The following is an 18,228-nucleotide window of genomic DNA, read 5'->3' as shown; positions in this document are numbered from 1 at the left end:
GACCGGCTCGAACCCGAAGGCCAAGCGCATCGAGTTCCGCTGCCCCGACCCGTCGTCCAACCCGTACCTGGCGTTCGCCGCCTGCCTGCTGGCCGGCTTGGACGGCATCCAGAACAAGATCGAGCCGCCGGCCCCGGTCGACAAGGACCTCTACGAGCTGCCCCCGGACGAGCACGCCCAGATCAACCAGGTGCCGGGCACCCTCTCGGAGGTGCTGGACCGGCTGGAGGCCGACCACGACTTCCTGCTCGCCGGCGATGTGTTCACCGCCGACCTGATCGAGACCTGGATCGAGATGAAGCGGGCCGACGTGGACGCGCTGCGGCTGCGTCCGCACCCGCACGAGTTCGAGATGTACTTCGATCTGTGACGGTTCCGTCCTGAAGCCACCGCCGGTTGGGCTTGTCGGAATCCCTGGTAGCGCCACATCCAGGGATCTGGGCGAGCCCGACCGGCGACAATGGGCGATCACCCGAAAGTCCGCACGAGCCACGAGCGCAGCAGCGATCGAGGCCCGTGCGGACTTTGCCTTTCCACAAGCGGCGGACGGCGCACGCAACCAGCGTTCGATCACGTTTCAGCCACGCTGACCACATTTGTCGGCGGCTGCTGGCAGCATGTCACCACGCCCCGAAGGAAGGTCAGGAGTACCCATGTCCGAACCCGTTGTTCCCGAAAGCACCGTCGCTCGCCGCTCACTGATGCGCGGTGGCGCCCTGGTGGCCGGCGCGGCAGGAGCCGCCCTCGCCATCGAGGCGCTCGGTGCCTCCACGGCTCACGCCGCCACCGGTGACCCGGTGGTCGCCGGGCAGAACAACACCGCCAGCAGTACCACCCAGCTCTCCATGGACGGTGCCGCTCAGAGCACCCTGACCGTCCGCAACGACAACGGTGCCGCTCTCAACCTGGCACCGACCACTGCCACGCCGAGCACGCTGCACGCCGGCGATGTCGTCGGCCGCGCGATGGGCCCCGACGTCGTCGTCGACTACGGCGACGGCCCTGAACTCACCTATCTCGCCACCGGCTTCGACATTCCGCCGACCACGATGGCCTTCGCACCGCTGCGGGTGATGGACACCCGCTCCGCCTCGTTCCGGAACATGGTCGTCCGAGCGAGCAGCAGCAACCCGTTCGACTCGTCCAAGCGGGTCAAGGCCGGTTCGTGGATCGACGTCGGGCTCGCCGACGACAGCTGGGATCTGTACGCGACCTATCTCAACGTGACCACGATCGGGGCGTCCGCTCGCGGCAACCTGGTCGTCTACCCGTCCGGTAGCAGCACACCCTCCTCGTCGAACCTGAACTACCCGGCGACGACGAGCATCGCCAACCTGTGCTTCGTGGCGCCGGCTCTGGTCGGCGACACCTGGTGCGTACGGGTGAAGGTGAACGTGGCCGCCACCCACGTGATTCTCGACTTCAGCGGCCTGGTCGGTTTCCCGCCGCCCGAGCCGGTTGCGGCTCGCGGAAAGGTGCCGGCGACCGCCGCGGCCCGGGTGGCTGCCCGCCATCGGCGCAGCGACGACGTCCGCAAACGGCTCGCTCGCAGTCTGAAGCTGACCGACTGAGCTGCGCCCCTGAGCTTGCCGGAACTTCGGTCGGCACGATGCTGACAAGGGGTTTCGACAAGCTCAACCCGCAAGCGTCGGCAGGTTCAGCCAGCAGCAGTGGCATGATGCGTCAGCCTGGTCACGAGGAAGGGAGGCCGGCCGTGAGCCATCCGCGGCGCTACACCGATGACGATGCCTACCTGGCCCGGCTGCGCCGGATCTGCCTGGCGTTGCCGGAGGCGTCCGAGAAGGAGTCGCACGGGCACCCGAACTTCTACACCAAGAAGGTGTTCGCGGTGTTCGGCGGGGTGGTCAAGGGTGACCACGACAGCGACCGATGGTCGCAGTCGGTCCTGGTGCTGCCCAATCTGCTCACCCGTGAGGCGGCGCTGAACGACGATCGCTTCTTCGTGCCCGGCTACTACGGGCCGTACGGCTGGATCGGGCTGGACTTTCGCGCCGCCGAGGTGGATTGGGACGAGGTGGCCGACCTGGTCGACGAGTCGTATCGCAACACCGCCCCGGCCCGGCTGGTCAAGCTGCTGCCGTGACCGTTCCGGCGGACCACAACGGGTACAGCCCGCTGGCCGGACAGAACGAACTGGGCGACGTCGACGTCCCCGAGTGGGTGGTCGCGATGGCCGCCGGACGCAGCGTGGCACCGGTGTGGCGCAACGAGGACGGCGGCATCACCTACCGGTTCGGCGACGGCGAGTCCTTTCTGAAGGTGCAACGCCCCAGCCTGGACTGGGATCTGGACGCCGAACTCCCCCGGCTGATCTGGATCGGCGACTTCGTGCCCGCGCCCCGACTCCTCGGCAGCGGCATCGTGGGAGAGGGAGACGATGCCGCGCACTGGCTGCTGACCAGCGGTGTCGCCGGCCGCTCGGCGGTCGACCGTGCCTGCCGCGCTCACCCGGAACAGACCGTGCCGGCCCTTGGGCGCGGGCTGCGCCGTTTCCACGACTCGGTGCCGGCGGTGTCCTGCCCGTTCAGTTGGTCGGTGCTCGACCGGGTGACGAGGTTCGGGCTGGATCCGGCATTCGTGGCGGCCGCGCCACCGGTGGACCCGGTGGTCTGCCACGGCGACGCCTGCAACCCGAACTTCCTGATCGGCGCCGACAAAGAGGTGAGCGGCTACGTCGATCTCGGTGGACTCGGGGTCGCCGATCGCTGGGCCGACCTGGCTCCGGCGCTGCTCAGCCTCAGCTGGAACTACGGGCCCGGCTGGGAGCCGGCCTTCCTGGGCTCCTACGGCATCGCGGACGACCCTGCCAAACGTGCCTTCTACACCGACCTATGGAACGGCGTCGGCACCACTCTCGACCGCGCCGAGATCCGGGGTTGAAACCCGGGATGACGGGCACTACCGCGCTGAGGGGTCACGCCACGCTCAACCGGACCAGGTTGCCCCAGGGGTCGTCGAGTTCCACCACGGCACCGTCGTCGCGGAGCGGGACTCCGTGGTCGCGCAGCCGGGCGGCCGCGCGGGCGACCTGATCGGCGTCCGGCAGAGCGATATCCACCCGGCCCAGGCCGAGGGCGGGCGCCCGCAGCCCGGTGCCGGCGCTGCGCCAGGTGTTCATCGCCATGTGGTGGTGGTAGCCGCCGGCAGAGACGAACACCGCGCCGGGTACCTCCGCGGTGAGTTCGAAGCCGAGCAGGTCGGTGTAGAAGTGCTTGGCCAGCTGGGCGTCCCCGACCTTGAGATGGACGTGCCCGACGGTGCCGTCCAGCCCGGTCAGGACGCCGCGCCCATCGGGTGCGGTGGAGAGCAGGTCCCGTGCCGCATCGGTGAGGTGCTCGCCGATGAAGCCGTTCGGGTCGAGCGGCAGGGTGTCCATCACGATTCGGCCCTGCTGCCAACTCCATTGGGTGCGCGGCCGGTCCCAGTACAGCTCCACTCCGTTGCCCTCGGGGTCATCGAGGTAGAACGCCTGCGACACCAGATGGTCACCCGAACCGGTGTACAGCTGAGGGGTCTGGATCGCGACGGACGCCAGGGTCGCCGCCAGCGAGGCACGGTCGGTATGCAGCAGCGCGGTGTGGAACAGCCCGGCGGTCCGCCGCTCACCCTTGGGCAGGTCGGGGCGGTGCCGCAGGGTGACCAGCGTCTCAGCACCCCGCCCCAGGTCGACCTCGGACGGGCGCTGCGCCAGCACGTCGAGCAGCAGCACGTCACGGTAGAACCTGGTCAGTGCGTCCAGGTCGGCGACGTCCAGGCTCACCTGCGCCATCCGGGTGTCCGCCGGCAGCAACTCGGTCACACATACCTCGCTTTCCTGATCCGTCAACAAACTCTACCCACTGGTATGTTCCCGAACCGGTCGACACCGAGTCGTACACTCCCGCGGTGACCCCGACCGGACCCGTGACAGAAACCCGCACAGCTCGGGCGCTGGTGGTGGTCGGGATCGTCCTGCTCTCGCTCAATCTGCGGCCGGCGGCGGTGTCGGTGGGTCCGGTGCTCGCCGAGATCACCGAGAGCCTGCGGTTGACCGGCGTCGAGGCGGGCCTGCTCACCTCGCTGCCAGTGATCGCCTTCGCCGGCTTCGGTGCCCTCACCCCGCGGCTGTCGCAGCTGATCGGACCGCACCGGCTGACCCTGTTCGCGGTGCTGGCCGCCACCGTCGGCCTGTTCGGTCGCAGCCTGGTCGGCAACACCTGGCTCTTCCTGGCGCTGTCGCTGCTCGCGCTGTCGGGCATGGCCGCGGCGAACGTGCTGCTGCCGTCGTTGGTGAAACGGCACTTCCCCGATCGGGTGGGGCTGATGACCGCCGTCTACTCGACGACGATGGCGATCGGGCTGACCACGGCGTCCGTGCTCACCGTGCCGATCGCGGACGGCTACGGCGGCTGGCGCACGGGCTTGGCGAGCTGGGGGTTGTTCGCGGTCGTCGCTGTGCTGCCCTGGATCGGCCTGGCCGCCCACGATCGCCCGGACGGCGAGGCCAAGCCGGCGACCATCAGCATGGCCGCGGTCGCCCGGACCCGGCTGGGCTGGTTGATGGCGCTGTTCTTCGGCCTGCAATCACTGCAGGCCTACGCGGTGTTCGGCTGGTTCCCCAACCTCTATCGTTCGGCCGGCTTCAGTCCCACCGATGCCGGGATCATGCTGGGCGTCGCGACCGGCATCAGCATTCCGCTGTCGTTCGTGGTTCCCGCCCTGACGGCCCGGCCGCGTGCGCAACTGCCGGTGCTGTTCACGCTGGGCGGCTGCTACCTGGTCGGCTACCTCGGACTGCTCCTCGCCCCGGCCCGGGCCGGCCTGCTCTGGGCCCTGCTGGTGGGCATCGGCACCAGCACCTTCCCGATGGTCCTGGCGCTGATCGGCCTGCGCTCCCGCACCGCGGCCGGCACCGCCGCGCTGTCCGGCTTCACCCAGTCGGTCGGCTACGTGATCGCCGCCCCCGGACCGCTACTGATCGGGCTGTTGCACGATGTCACGGGAGCCTGGACGGTGCCGCTGCTCACCCTGATGGCGATCGCCGTCGCACTGGTCTGGGTGGGCACGACGATCAGCCGTCCGGACTACATCGAGGACCACCTGCCCGGGCACCTCACGCGGTCCGCGTCGAGCCGGGATGGGCGGCGAATGGTCGACGACCAGTAGCATTCCGCCATGGTCGGCCAGCATTCACGTCCCCGCTGGCACTATTCGCCACAACACATGTGGATGAACGATCCCAACGGGCTGATTCACAACGCCGGCACCTGGCACATGTTCTACCAGTCGAACCCGTCCGGGAACGTCTGGGGCAACCTCTCCTGGGGGCACGCGACGTCGCCCGACCTGCTGCATTGGACCGAGCATCAGGTGGCGCTGTGGCACACCGACACCGAGCAGATCTTCTCGGGCAGCTGCGTCTTCGACGCCGACAACTCCTCGGGCTTGGGCAGCGCGGACTGGCCGCCTCTGGTCGCCATCTACACCGCGGCCTACCTGCCCGGCAGCGAGTGGCAGGGACGCCAGGCCCAAGCGCTCGCCTGCAGCCTGGACGGCGGCAGCCACTGGACGACCTACCCGGGCAACCCGGTGCTCGACCGGGAATCGTCCGATTTTCGTGACCCCAAGGTCTTCCGGCACGGCGACGGCTGGGTGATGGTGGCCGTCGAGGCCGAGGAACGCCAGGTGGTGATCTACCGCTCGACGAATCTGACCGAGTGGACCTACGCCTCCACCTTCGGCCCGGCCCACGCGGCCGCCGGGGTCTGGGAATGCCCCGACCTGTTCGAACTGCCGGTGGGCAACGGGTCGGGCACCAAGTGGGTGCTGCTGGTGAACATCAACCCGGGCGGGGTCGCCGGCGGTAGCGGCTGCCAGTACTTCGTCGGCGACTTCGACGGCTCCACCTTCACCCCCGACTGCATCGTCGGGGTGTCCGCCGACCCCGCGCTCGGGCTGGACGACCCGCTGCTGCGCGCCTACGACTGGCTCGATTTCGGCCGGGACTGTTATGCGGTGACCTCCTTCGCCGACGTCCCCGACGGACGGCGCATCGTGCTGGGCTGGATGAACAACTGGGACTACGCCAACGACGTGCCGCTGACCGGCGGGCGCAGCATCATGACGATCCCCCGCGAGCTCGACCTGCTCAAGGTCGGTGGCCGTCATCTGGTGCGGCAACGCCCGATCCGTGAGCTGCCCCAGGACGCAATGGAACGCCACACCCTGCTCAACGGCGACCGGATCAGCGTGCGCGGGGTGGCGTTGGAATACCACAACGGCGTCCTCAGCCTCGACCGCAGGGGCGTCGGTCGAGCCGACTTCCACGAAGGGTTCGGTTCCCGGCAGTGGGCCGAGATTCCGGAACGACCCTCCAGCGTCACCGTCGAGATCCTGCTCGACACCTGCTCGATCGAGGTGTTCGCGGCGTCCGGGCTCGTGGTGATCAGCGACCTGGTCTTCTTCTAGCCGAAAGCCGGCCTTAGCGGTGAAGCACTGTCGGTGCGGCGCGGCATACTGCCGCCATGGCCACCATCATGTTCGTTCATGCCCATCCCGATGACGAGGGCACGCTGACCGCCGGGTCGATGATCCGCGCGGCCGAGGAGGGCCACCGGGTGATTGTGGTGTTCGCCACCCACGGCGAACACGGCGAGGTGCCCGACGATCTGGGGCCGGACGAGACGCTGGCCCAGCGGCGGATGGCGGAGGCGCAGCGCGCCGCCGGACTCGCCGGCGTCGCAGCCGTCCATTGGCTGGGGTATCGGGATTCCGGCATGGTCGGCTGGGAGCAGAACCGGCATCCGCATTGCCTCCTGCAGGCTCCCGCGGAGGAGGCGGCCGGACGGCTGCTCGATCTGATCGCGCAGGAGCAGCCGGACGTCCTGGTCGGCTACGACTGGCATGGCAACTACGGCCATCCCGATCACGTCCGGGTGCATCAGGTGGTGCGCCGCGCGGCCGAACTCGCCGAGCCTCGTCCGCGGCTGTTCGAGGCGACCATGAACCGGGACCGGCTGCGCCGGCAGTACGAGTCGGCGCGGGCGTCCGGGGTGCCCGATACAGAGGGGTTCAACCCCGACCAGCCGATGAACGACGGCAATCCGCTGGGCACGCCTGAGGCGGAGATCAATCTGCAGGTGGACGTCAGCGGCCAGGTGGCGCGGCGTCGCGAGGTGATGGCCTGCCACGCCAGCCAGGTGACGGACATCCAGGGTTGGCTGGAGCTCCCGCCGGAGGCCTATGCGGCCGTTTTCGCCACCGAGCACTACCTGGAGGTCGGCAGCTCGGATCCGATGCGTCCGGGCTGGTTCTTCTGACCCGGACGCGATCCCTGCGGGAGACCGCAGCAGGCCACAATCTGAGGTATGACCGACACCCAATGGCCGACCCTTCCGCTGCCGTCCGACGCCGACCAGGCAGGTCCCGAAACGGACAGCACCCAGTACACCCTGCTGGTGGAGGAAACCACCGGCTCCGGCGAGTCGATGCGCTGGCTGGGTTCGCGGGCCACCGGCAAGACCTGGATGGATCGGACGGAGGCGCGGCGCGAAGCCGAGCTGTTCGCCCGGAGCTTCGCACCGAGGCACCCGATGTCAGAGCAGAGCCGAGCGGTCTACCGGATCAGTCCCGACCACTACCTGACCGTCGTCGAGGGCGCGACCAAGACGTTCTCGTTCCGGACGACGGTCGCCGAGCCGCTGCGCTGACCGCGGCTCCGATCGACGCAGCCACCGTTGGTTGAGCTTGTCGAAACCCCTTGCCAGCGAGCGCATGGCGAGGTCTCGACAAGCTCGACCAACGAAATCGGCAGTTCTTGGGGAGAGGCTTGGGAGCGGGGTTCCGAGCTCAGATGGGGAGCTTGCGGAAGATCGGCGTCGGAATGTGCCGCAGCACCATCATCACGTAGCGGAAGGCGGGCGGCACCCAGATCAATTCCTTGCCGTCGGCGACGGCGGCGACGATCTGCTGGGCGACGTCCTCTTTGTTCACCGTCAGCGGCGCTTCCTTCACGTGCGCTGACATCCGGGTGCGGACCTGGCCGGGGCGGACCACCAGCACCTTCGGACCGAGGCCGGCGAGCGCCTGGCCGAGGTTGAGGTAGAAGGCGTCCAGGCCGGCCTTGGTCGAGCCGTAGACGAAGTTCGAGCGCCGCACCTTCTCACCGGCGACGGTGCTCATCGCCACGATCTGGCCGTGGCCCTGGGCCTTGAACCGCTCGCCGAGCAGCACGCCGACGCTGACCGCGCCGGTGTAGTTGATGTTGCAGATCTGGACGGCCTTGGCCTGGTCCTGCCAGAGCTCCTCGGCGTCGCCGAGCAGTCCGAACGCGACCATGGCCAGGTCGATGTCACCGCCCGCGAAGGCCGCGTCGACGACGGCCGGGTGGGAGGCGAAGTCGGCGGCGTCGAAGTCAACCACCTCGACCGAGGTCGCACCCTGGGCCTTCAGCGAGTCGACGGACGGCTCGATGCCCGGGTCACCCGGCATGCAGGCCAGCACCACGCGCAGCGGCTGCCGGCGCAGGTATTCGCTGACGACGGCCAGGCCGATCTCGGACGTGCCTCCCAGCAGCAGGATGGACTGCGGGTTGCCGACGGCGTCGAACATGGGGTCTCCCTCTTCTATGGGTGCGGGTGCGCGGGTGCGGGTCAGAGCAGTTCGAGGCGGCGGGCCATGTCCGAGGCGAAGACGCCGTCGGGGTCGATGGCGCGCCGGGTGGCGATCCAGGAGTCGATCTCGGGATACATGGCGTGGAAGGCGGCCGCTGTGGTCCGGGAGTCCTTGGCGGTGTAGAGGCGTCCGCCGAACTCGAGAATGCGGGCGTCCAGGCCGGCCAGGAACTCGTGCAGGCCGCGTTTGATCGGGAAATCGACGCAGACGTTCCAGCCGGCCATCGGGTAGCTCAGCGGCGCCCGGTTGCCCTCGCCGAACAGCTTGAACACGTTCAGGAACGAATAGTGCCCGGAGCGCTGGATGTCGCCGATGATCGCCTTGAACTCGTCCACCGCGGAGGGCGGAACGACGAACTGGTACTGCAGGAAGCCGGCCGGTCCGTAGGCGCGGTTCCATTCGCCGAACATGTCCAGCGGATGGTAGAAGCCGGTGAGGGTCTGGATCTTGTTGGCGTAGTTGCCCGACTTGGCGTACCAGGCGGTACCCAGCGCGGTGAACGAGAGCTTGTTGGCCAGGCCGTTGGGGAACAGGTCGGGCAGTTCGAACAGCGGTTTGGCGCTGAACGCCAGCGGATCGGCGGCCAGCTTCGGCGCGTACTCCTGCAACTGCGCCAGGGTGGCCAGGTTGCCCCGGGACAGCGCGGCCCGGCCCAGCTTCGGCGGCGCCGAGATGGCATCGAACCATGCGGAGGAGTAGTCGTAGCGCGATTCGGAGCCGTCGGAGTGGACGGCGATGGTCTCGTCCAGACTGTGGGTGACGATGCCGTCGGCCAGGAAGTAGGCGGTCTCGGTGCGGGTCATCCGCAGCCGCACCCGCAGGATGATGCCGGTCAGCCCGATGCCGCCGACGGTGGCCCAGAACAGGGTGCCGTCGGGGTCGGCGTCCGAGCCGTGCGGGGTGAGGGTCAGCACGCGGCCGTCGGCGACCAGCAACTCCATCGACAGCACATGGTTGCCGAACGAACCGGCCGAATGATGGTTCTTGCCGTGGACGTCACAGCCGATCGCACCGCCGATGGTGACCTGGCGGGTGCCCGGCAGCACCGGAACCCACAAACCGTGCGGCAGCGCGGCGCGCATCAGGGCGTCCAGGCTGACCCCGGCGTCGAGGTCGACGATCGCCGATTCGGGGTCGATGGAATGGATGGTGGTCAGGCCGGTCATGTCGACCACCAGGCCGCCGGTGTTCTGCGCGACATCGCCGTAGGAGCGGCCCAGGCCACGGGCGACGACGCCGCGCTTCAGGTGCGAGGGGCGTCCGGCGTTGTGGTCGGCGACGGCGGCGACCGCCGCCTGCACCTGCTCGGCCGAGGTGGGCCGCAGTACGTGCGCTAGGCCGGGCGCGGTGCGGCCCCAGCCGGCGAGAGTCTCGATGGACGTGGGGAGATCGATGATTGAACTGGGCATCGCTGCCGATTCTATCGCCGCAGCCTCTACTGCTGGCGCCGTTGCGGATGTCGCCGAAGCAGCCTCCGCCCGCGCGAGCGGCGAGAGGGCGACCGGGACTCTCGCGCAGCCGGGCCGGACAGCGCCGGCTCAACCGCGTCGATCAGCTTCTCGGCCCGCCGAATCGCCTCCGACAACTCAACGACATGCTGCGCAGGATCCAGCGCCTCCATCGAGGTCACGGTGCGCAGTTGCGCCTCAGTCATGCCCTGCGCGATCACCGGGATGCCCCGCCGGCCCAGCTGCCGGACGGTGTCCTTGAGCGCCTCGCCGCCGGAGGCGTCCAAGATGTGCATCCGGTGGAACCGGATGATCACCACGTCGACCGGTTCGACACCGGTGACCAAGTCGGCGAAACGACTCGCGTCGCCGTAGAACAGCGCGCCGTCGACCCGGAAGATGGCGACCCGGTCACGCAGATGCTCCTGCTGCGGGGTGTAGTCGATGACGCCCTCGCGAGTGTCGGCGGGCAGGTACTGTCGGCGCACGATCGAGTACTTGGCCATATGCCGCAGGCTCATCACCGCCGCCATGGCCACACCCAGCAGAACGGCCGCGACCAGGTCGAGGAAGACCGTCGCGAGCAGGGTGATCACGAACGTGTTGCGGTCGGCCCGGGTGGTACGGAAGATCGTCCGGAACACCGCCGGGTTCACCATCCGCAGCGCCACCACGACCAGGACGCCACCCAGTGCCGCCAGTGGTATCCGCGACACGATCGGGCCGAGCGCCAGCATGATCACCAGTAGCAACACAGCATGGGTGACCGAGGCGAGCCGGGTGCGACCGCCGGACCGGACGTTGACAGCGGTGCGAGCGATCGCCCCGGTGGCCGGCAGCCCGCCGAACAGCCCGGACGCCACATTCGCGAGACCTTGGCCAACCAGTTCCCGATCGGGCTTGGTGCGTCCGATGTCGAGCACCATGCCGTCCGCGACGCGAGCCGACAACAGCGACTCCAAGGCGGCGAGCGCGGCCACCGCGAGCGCCGGTGCGGCCAAGTCGCGGATGGTGCCCAGATCGAACCCGGGCAGGGCCGGGGCCGGCAGCCCGGCCGGCAGCGCACCGATCCGGTCGACCGGCAGTGCCGCGATCTCGACCACCACCGTCACCACGACGATCGCCAACAGCGAGATGGGCAGCTTGGGGAAGCGCCGTCCGGGCAGGTGCAGCACGACGGTCAGCCCGGCCACGATCAGCGGCGCGACGGCGGCCGACCAGTCGGCGTGCTGCAGCGTCTGATAGGTGGCCATCAGGGTGGACTCGGACTCGCCCTTCGGCGCCCCGAGCAGCAGCGGGAACTGCTGGAGCAGGATGATCACGCCGATGCCGGTGGTGAAACCCTCGACGACCGGGAAGGGCACCATCTCGATCGCCCGGCCCATCGCGGTCAGGCCCATCAGCACCACCATCAAGCCGGCGATCACGGCAAGGACCGGCACTTGCTGGACGCCGTGCTGGGCGATCACCGGCAACAGCACCACGGTCATCGCTCCGGTCGGCCCGGAGATCTGCAGATGGCTGCCGCCGAACACTGCGGCAATCACCCCGGCGACCACGGCGGTGATCAGCCCGGCCGCGGCACCCACCCCGGACGCGACACCGAAACCGAGCGCCAGTGGCAGCGCCACGACACCGACGGTCACCCCGGCGAGCAGATCCCGCCCCCAGGAGCGGGGTAGTTCTGCGTAGTCAGAGCGCTGCGGCCACAACCCCTTGAGGCTGATCAGGTGGTCGCCGACCAGCCCGACGGCCCCGGCAAGGCTCTCCTGGGCTGAGGTTTGGGACGGCTGAACCCGGTAGTCCCGCTTCATACGCTCGCCCTCACAGCGCGCATGGTAGCGGCTCGTTGTGGCGAGCGACGGCAGCGACCGGCGGTCGCCCGCCGGCGCCGGGGACGCTCGGCGGCCCAGGCCGCCAAGGCTCTAGCGGCAGATCGCCGACCGTGCCTGGGCGGGATCCACCGGGATGCGCAGCATGGTCAGCTTCGGAGCCAGCATGATGTTGCTGACGAAGCGTTGCACGGTGAGCGGCTCGGAGACGGCCTCGATCAGGGCCGGAATGTCACCGCAGGCCAGCGTCGCCCGGGCATCGTTGAGTGCCTTGTCATCGGGACGGACATCGGCGGCGGTGTAGCGCGCGATCGCCCAGACCACGGGCTTGTAGGCGTGCCCGACGCGGTACTCGGCGTCGGGCGGCAGCACCAGTCGCGACCCGATCGGGTCGCCCAGCGAGGGTGGGTCGACCATCGTGACGTCGAGGCCGGCGCCGACGCCCGCGATGCCGAGCGAGTTGATCACCACATAGACGCCCTCGCCGTCGTAGGTCGGCAGCTTGTCGTCGGGTTTGGTGATGTCGACGAAGTAGGAGCGGCCGGCGGCCAGGTCCTTCGCGGCTCGTTGGGCGAGCTGGAAGCCGACATCGGCCGACCAGTTCTCGGCGATGACCATGGCGCCGGGGGCGTCCGGGACGAATTTGGCGTAGTAGCTGCGCTCGTCGACGATCATCCCGTTCCAGAGCACGGGTCGCAGCACCAGTCCCGCGACCAAGGCCCACACCATGGTGAGGACGGCCGCCACCCGCGTCCAGGCCGCGCCGCCGATCACCGCGACCGGCGCGAACAGCAGCACGGTGGCGGGTAGCAGGAAGCGGGCATGCATGAAGTCGCCGCCCACCGAGATCACGAAGCCGGCGTGGATCACCGCGGCCAGCAGCGGCCCCAGCCACAGTGCGGCCAGGCCGCCGTCGCGCTCGCGTCCGGCGGTGGCAAGCCCTGCCACATAGAGCGCCAGCGCGATCGCGACCGGAATGTAGAGGTGGTAGGTCATCACGTAGTCGCCCAGATAGAGCAGCCCCTGGTCGACCGACGCGTTCGCCTTGGCCAGCGCGGTGTTGGGCACCAGCGAGGCGTAGTAGCCCATCCGGAAGACCTCGTAGCCGACCGGGATCGCCAGTGCCAGGCCGGCGGCGCCGAACCAGCCACCGATGCGGCGTTCGGACTGGCACAGCAGCATGACGCCGAAGACCAGGCTGACCAGCGCCAGGTCGGGCCGGACCAGCACCCCCAGGCCGATCAGCACCGCCACCGGCCAGGGCCGCCAGGCCGGCAACGGGTTGCGAGGCCTGTTCGCCCAGCGCCGCGCCAGTGCCCAGAAGCAGGCTGCGATCCAGCAGAAGGTGAGCGACGTCTCCAGCCCTGAGGTGCCGAAATCCCAGAACGGGGTCAGGCCGGCCAAGGCGGCCGTGCCGAGCGGCAACACGACCTTGCTGCGGACCGGCACCAGATGCAGCCCGCCCAGGCCGAGCAGGATCATCGCCAGCGTGATGAAACCGGTGCCCAGCCAGACCATCACCTCGCCCACCTCGGCCCACGGGGCGATCAGCTTGCCCACGGTGACGAAGCCCAGCCACAGCGTGGAGGTGCCGACCTCGACGCGTTCGTTGAGGTTGTAGGTGGGCCCGTTGCCGGCGACCAGCTGCAGCACCACCCGAACGTTGATGAAGCCGTCGTCGGAGACCCAGCGACGCAGCCACGTCTGCACGCCGACCACGGCGGCAGGCAGCAGGATCGACAACGCCACCCAGAGACGCCTGGAGGAGGAGGCTGCGGCCACGGGTTCCCCTTTCGAGTCGGCGTCCATCATGACAGCCGGGTACGACAACCCGGCCCTCCCCCGCCGGTCGAACCGGTGCCCGCGGCCCGACACGTCATCCGGCCGGCACTACGGTGAGGCCATGGACGTCCTGTTGCTCGGCACCGGCGCGTCGGACGGCGTCCCGAATGCCTGGTGCACCTGCCCCACCTGCGCCGAGGCCCGCGCGTCCGGCGCGATCCGGACCAACACGTCCGCGCTTGTCGATGACGTGTTGCTGCTCGATTGTGGACCGGACGCACCCCGGCAAGCACAACGCGCCGGACGCGACCTCGCCGGCCTCCGGACGGTGCTGCTCACCCATGCCCACGACGACCACCTCAACCCGTCGTTCCTGATGCACCGCGGCTGGGTCAGCGAGCGACCGCTCCAGGTGATCGGCCCGGCGCCCGCGATCGGCCGCTGCGTGGACTGGTTGGCGCCGGATCAACAGGTGGTCACGCTGACCACCGTCACCGCCGGCGACGAGTTCACCGTGGACGGCTATCGGGTGCTGGTGCTGCCGGCCACCCACTACGCGCTGGGCGAGGCGGTGCTGTACGCCATCGAACATGAGGGACGCCGGCTGCTGTACGCCACCGACACCGGCCCGTGGAAGCCGGCCGTGCTCGAGTTGCTCGCCGGCTGGAGGTTCGACCTGGTGCTGCTGGAGGAGACGTTCGGCGACGCCGTCCCGCCCGGCGAGGGGCACCACGACTTCGTTAGCTTCGGTGCCGCCCTTGATGATCTGCGCGGCATCGGCGCGCTCGACGACGCCAGCCGGGTCGTCGCGATTCATCTCGGGCACGACAATCCGCAACTGGCGGAGCTGACTCGTCGACTGGCCGCGTTCGGAGCGGAGGCGCATCCGGACCTGACACTGCTGACGATCTGAGGTAGGCCAGGAGCAAACTCACCGCACGGTGAATACGGATTCGCACAGTCGACGTCGCGCTGAACCGATTCATCGCCACTCGACACCGCATCGAGCGTGCGAATCCGTATTCACTTCTTGATGAAATGAGGCGGCTCGACCGACGGGTCGCTACTCCAGACCCCAGAAGACGTGGTCCATCACCAGCCGGGCACGCCGGGTGCGGCGACGGTACTCGTCCAGGAAGACGCTGGATTCGCCCTTGTCGTAGCCCAGTAGCTGGGCGACGGCGGACGCCTCACGAGGGTCGGTCGGGATGGTGTCGGAGGCCCGTCCGCGCAGCAGCATGATCGCATTGCGGATGCCGCTGGCCATCGTCCAGGCGTCACGCAGCGCCGCGGCGTCCTCGGCCGGGATCAGGTCCGCGTCCTCCGCGGCGACCAGCGCCGTCAGCGTGGACGTGGTGCGCAGCTGCGGCAGCCGGTCGCCGTGCTGCAGCTGCAACAACTGGACGGCCCACTCGACATCGGTCAGCCCGCCCGGGCCGAGCTTGGTATTGCGCAACGGGTCGCTGCCGCGCGGGATGCGTTCCACCTCCATCCGGGCCTTCAGCTTGCGAATCTCGTGCACCTGCTGGCGGGCCATCCCACCGGCCGGGTAACGCACCTTGTCGATCGCCTGCAGCAGCGCCGCCGACAGTTCCGGATCGCCGGCACCATGGGCGGCCCGCTGCAACGCCTGCGCCTCCCAGGTGGACGACCAGCGCTCGTAGTAGGTGATGCACGACGACAGCGAGCGCACCATCGGGCCGCCCTTGCCCTCCGGACGCAGGTCGACGTCGATGTCCAGGGCCGGATCCGGACCCGCCTTGGACAGCACGGCGCGCAGTTCCGAGACGACCTGAGTGGCGATCTTCACCGCATCCGGACGGTCGGAGTCTTCGATGACGAAGATCGCGTCGGCGTCCGAGGCATAGGAGAGCTCGCAACCACCCCAGCGGCCGAGCGCGATCACGGCGATCCGCGGCGACCATTCGAACCGGCGCCGGACCACCTCGAGCGCGGCGTCGATGGTGGCGCTGAACAGCTCCGACAGGCCGATCCCGACGCGGGTCAGGTCGATCAGGCCGAGCAGGTCGGCCATGGCGATCCGCAACAACTCACGGCGCCGGACGGCCCGGACGTGCTGGACGGCCACCTCCAGCTCGGAATGCCGCTTCACCGAGGCCCGCATCTCGGCCAGGATCTCGGCCCGACCACGGGGCCGCAGCGACTCCTCGTCGGCCAGCATGCCGACCGACTGCGGGGCGCGCATCATCAGGTCGACGGTGTACCGGCTCGAGGACAGGATCTTGGCCAGCCGCTCAGCCATCGCGTCGCCGTCCCGCAGCGCGCGCAGGTACCAATGGGTGCGGCCCATCGCCTCGGACACCTGCCGGAACGCCAGCAGTGCGTGGTCGGGGTTGGGTCCGGCGGTGAACCAGCCGAGCATGGCCGGCAGCAGCTGCCGCTGGATCTCCGCCTGCCGGCTCAGCCCCTGGGAGAGTGCCTCGATGTGCCGCAGCGCGGCCTTCGGATCGGCGTAGCCGAGCGCCCGCAGCCGCACCTCGGCGCCATGACTGGTCAGCCGGACGGCCTCGGACGGGATCCGCGCCACGGCCTCCAACAGCGGCGAGTAGAACACCCGCTGCTGCAACCCCAGCACCCGCCGGGTGGCGTCGCGCCAGCGGGCCCGCAACTCGCCGGCGTCCGCGATGCCGACGGCCCGAGCCAGCCGGCGCAGGCTCAGCTCGTCGGTCGGCATCAGGTGGGTGCGGCGCATCTTCTCCATCTGGATGCGGTGCTCCAGCAGCCGCATCAACCGGTAGGCGGCGTCCAGGTCCTTGCCGTCGGTGCGTCCGACGTAGCCGAACTCGATCAGCTTCTCCAGCGCCACGAGCGTGCCTCGCTGCCGGACGCGATCGTCGGCCCGTCCGTGCACCAACTGGATGAGCTGGACGCTGAACTCGACGTCGCGCAAACCGCCGGCGCCGAGCTTGATCTCGCGGTCGGCCTCGCGGGCGGGCAGCAGCGAGATCACCCGGCGGCGCATCGCCTGGGTCTCGGAGACGAACTGGTCGTTCTCGGCGACATGCCACACGAGCGGTGCAACCATGTCGACGAATTCCCTGGCCAGCTGCAGGTCGCCGGCCATCGGCCGGGCTTTCAGCATGGCCTGGAACTCCCAGTTCTTGGCCCACTTCTGGTAGTAGGTGGTGTGCGACGACAGGGTGCGGACCAGCGGCCCGGCCTTGCCCTCGGGACGCAGCGCAGCGTCGATCTGCCAGATCGTGCCGGCCGCGGTGTGCGCCGAGCAGACCCGGGTCAGCGCACCCACCAGCTTGGTGGCGACGGTCACCGCCTGACCGGTGTCGCAGACCGGCTCGCCAGACCCGTCGAGTGCGGGCTCGGCGACATAGAGCACGTCGACGTCGCTGACGTAGTTGAGTTCCTGCCCGCCGGTCTTGCCCAGCGCCACGATGCCGAGCCGGGTGCACTCCCAGCCGGGCACCTCGCCACGGGCCAGCGCGAGTGCGGTCTCGACGGTGGCGTCGGCCAGATCGGCCAACTCGCCGGCCACCCTGGGCAGCGCCTCGAGCGCGTCCTCGGCGGTCAGGTCGGCGGCGGCGATCCGCTGTATCTCGCGGCGGTAGGCGACCCGCAGATCGTCGGAACGCGCCGGGTCGGCGACCGGGGCGGCGGCGTCCGGGTCGGCGCCGACGGCGGTCAGCAGAATGTGGCGCAGGGTCGCGGCGTCGCGGCGTCCGGGTGGTTCGGTGAGCACATCGGCGTCGGCGGGATGCGCGCCCAGATGCTGGTTGAGCGCGACGCTGGCGCCGAGCACGCTGATCAGTCGCCGCGCCCAGCCCTGATCGGCGCAGAGTGCGTTCAACAGCCCGGGACGCTCGCCGGTCAGCCGGTCGAGGCCACTGATCGCGAGGTCGGGGTCGGCGCTGGCCAGGATGTCGGCGATCAGGTGATCACAGGTGTCGCCGAGGTCGTCGTACCAACCGTTGAGGATCGCCGCGGCGCGGTGCGGATCACCGAAACCGAGACGCGCCAGGTTGCCCTCGGCGGTCGAGATGCGGCTCATAGCCGCGATGTTATCGTCGGGCACGTGCCGTCCCGCCCCGTTCGCCGCGCTCCGCTGGCACTCGATTGGACCGAACTGGACGAATTGGCTGCGCTGGACGCCCCGGACGCCGCCCGCCTGGCCCGCGCCGTCCGAACGCTCTGCGCCAGGATCGCGGCCGACCACCCCGGACGGACCATCGAGTTGCGGGTCCCGCCGTACGCCGCCGTCCAACTCGCCCTGGACGAGGGCAGCACCCACCGCCGCGGCACCCCGCCGAATGTGGTGGAGATCGACGGCGTCACCCTGCTGGCGCTGGCCACCGGACGGCTCAGCTGGGCCGACGGCCGGGCCGCGCACCGCGTCCGGGCCAGCGGGGCGCACAGCGACCTGTCCGCCCTCTTCCCGCTCCCCCGCATCGCCGCATCGTAAGACCCTGCCTAACTAGTTCTGCCCTCCCGTCGACGGGAGGGCAGAACTAGTTAGGCAG

15 protein-coding genes and 1 pseudogene are annotated in these 18,228 nt (G+C 69.5%); 10 read left to right on the top strand and 6 right to left on the bottom strand.

Going from position 1 to position 18,228, the window contains the following annotated elements; all coding sequences use genetic code 11:
• The 4 genes and pseudogenes from Q0066_RS04900 to Q0066_RS04885 all read left to right on the top strand — a co-directional run.
• Positions 1 to 370, top strand: a pseudogene (locus tag Q0066_RS04900) (type I glutamate--ammonia ligase); the annotation flags it as partial.
• Between the two features lie 283 nt (positions 371 to 653).
• A complete protein-coding gene (locus Q0066_RS04895) occupies positions 654 to 1,571 on the top strand; it encodes a hypothetical protein (protein WP_298130656.1) in 918 nt (305 codons plus the stop codon).
• 143 nt (positions 1,572 to 1,714) lie between these two features.
• Positions 1,715 to 2,104, top strand: a complete 390-nt coding sequence (locus Q0066_RS04890) for an MmcQ/YjbR family DNA-binding protein (protein ID WP_298130654.1) — start codon at positions 1,715 to 1,717, stop codon at positions 2,102 to 2,104.
• Positions 2,101 to 2,901 carry a phosphotransferase gene (locus Q0066_RS04885; protein WP_298130651.1) on the top strand — a complete coding sequence of 267 codons (801 nt, stop codon included), beginning with the start codon at positions 2,101 to 2,103 and terminating at the stop codon, positions 2,899 to 2,901. The genes Q0066_RS04890 and Q0066_RS04885 overlap by 4 nt, the downstream gene beginning before the upstream one ends.
• Positions 2,902 to 2,935: 34 nt before the next feature.
• Here the strand turns inward: Q0066_RS04885 and Q0066_RS04880 are convergent, their stop codons facing one another.
• The gene (locus Q0066_RS04880) at positions 2,936 to 3,820 is read right to left on the bottom strand and encodes a VOC family protein (RefSeq protein ID WP_298130649.1); all 885 of its coding nucleotides are present in this window, start codon (positions 3,818 to 3,820) and stop codon (positions 2,936 to 2,938) included.
• A gap of 86 nt (positions 3,821 to 3,906) precedes the next feature.
• Here Q0066_RS04880 and Q0066_RS04875 point away from each other — a divergent pair, with 86 nt between their 5' ends.
• Genes Q0066_RS04875 through Q0066_RS04860 form a run of 4 tightly spaced genes read left to right on the top strand, consistent with a single transcriptional unit; the run spans position 3,907 to position 7,709 of the window.
• Positions 3,907 to 5,166 carry an MFS transporter gene (locus Q0066_RS04875; RefSeq protein WP_298130648.1) on the top strand — a complete coding sequence of 420 codons (1,260 nt, stop codon included), beginning with the start codon at positions 3,907 to 3,909 and terminating at the stop codon, positions 5,164 to 5,166.
• A 9-nt stretch (positions 5,167 to 5,175) separates the two neighbouring features.
• Positions 5,176 to 6,468 (top strand): glycoside hydrolase family 32 protein, encoded by a 1,293-nt coding sequence (locus Q0066_RS04870; protein ID WP_298130647.1) that lies wholly within the window; start codon positions 5,176 to 5,178, stop codon positions 6,466 to 6,468.
• Between the two features lie 56 nt (positions 6,469 to 6,524).
• Positions 6,525 to 7,319, top strand: coding sequence for a PIG-L family deacetylase (locus Q0066_RS04865; RefSeq protein ID WP_298130644.1), 795 nt, complete (start codon positions 6,525 to 6,527; stop codon positions 7,317 to 7,319).
• Positions 7,320 to 7,367: 48 nt separating this feature from the next.
• On the top strand, positions 7,368 to 7,709 hold the full coding sequence (locus Q0066_RS04860; RefSeq protein ID WP_298130642.1) for a hypothetical protein: 342 nt from the start codon (positions 7,368 to 7,370) through the stop codon (positions 7,707 to 7,709).
• 139 nt (positions 7,710 to 7,848) lie between these two features.
• On the opposite strand, the gene Q0066_RS04855 is transcribed toward Q0066_RS04860, so the two are convergent.
• The 4 genes from Q0066_RS04855 to Q0066_RS04840 form a co-directional block, all read right to left on the bottom strand.
• Positions 7,849 to 8,610: a decaprenylphospho-beta-D-erythro-pentofuranosid-2-ulose 2-reductase gene (locus tag Q0066_RS04855; protein WP_298130640.1), complete on the bottom strand. Its 762-nt coding sequence runs from the start codon at positions 8,608 to 8,610 to the stop codon at positions 7,849 to 7,851.
• 41 nt (positions 8,611 to 8,651) lie between these two features.
• Entirely contained in the window at positions 8,652 to 10,082 is a 1,431-nt protein-coding gene (locus Q0066_RS04850) for an FAD-binding oxidoreductase (protein WP_298130638.1), read from the bottom strand.
• A gap of 26 nt (positions 10,083 to 10,108) precedes the next feature.
• Positions 10,109 to 11,935: a SulP family inorganic anion transporter gene (locus Q0066_RS04845; protein ID WP_298130636.1), complete on the bottom strand. Its 1,827-nt coding sequence runs from the start codon at positions 11,933 to 11,935 to the stop codon at positions 10,109 to 10,111.
• A gap of 111 nt (positions 11,936 to 12,046) precedes the next feature.
• The gene (locus Q0066_RS04840) at positions 12,047 to 13,735 is read right to left on the bottom strand and encodes a hypothetical protein (RefSeq protein ID WP_298130634.1); all 1,689 of its coding nucleotides are present in this window, start codon (positions 13,733 to 13,735) and stop codon (positions 12,047 to 12,049) included.
• Positions 13,736 to 13,856: 121 nt separating this feature from the next.
• Between Q0066_RS04840 and Q0066_RS04835 the strand changes: the two genes are divergently transcribed.
• Entirely contained in the window at positions 13,857 to 14,648 is a 792-nt protein-coding gene (locus tag Q0066_RS04835; protein WP_298130632.1) for an MBL fold metallo-hydrolase, read from the top strand.
• A 150-nt stretch (positions 14,649 to 14,798) separates the two neighbouring features.
• Here Q0066_RS04835 and Q0066_RS04830 read toward each other — a convergent pair whose 3' ends face one another.
• Entirely contained in the window at positions 14,799 to 17,759 is a 2,961-nt protein-coding gene (locus Q0066_RS04830; RefSeq protein WP_298130630.1) for a bifunctional [glutamine synthetase] adenylyltransferase/[glutamine synthetase]-adenylyl-L-tyrosine phosphorylase, read from the bottom strand.
• A gap of 24 nt (positions 17,760 to 17,783) precedes the next feature.
• Between Q0066_RS04830 and Q0066_RS04825 the strand changes: the two genes are divergently transcribed.
• Entirely contained in the window at positions 17,784 to 18,170 is a 387-nt protein-coding gene (locus Q0066_RS04825; RefSeq protein WP_298130627.1) for a sterol carrier family protein, read from the top strand.
• Positions 18,171 to 18,228 lie beyond the last annotated feature (58 nt).

It is taken from the genome of Micropruina sp. (assembly GCF_027492755.1).
GTDB lineage: Bacteria > Actinomycetota > Actinomycetes > Propionibacteriales > Propionibacteriaceae > Micropruina.
The sequence above is the reverse complement of the archived record's forward strand: the minus strand, read 5'-3'. Positions and strand labels throughout refer to the sequence as shown.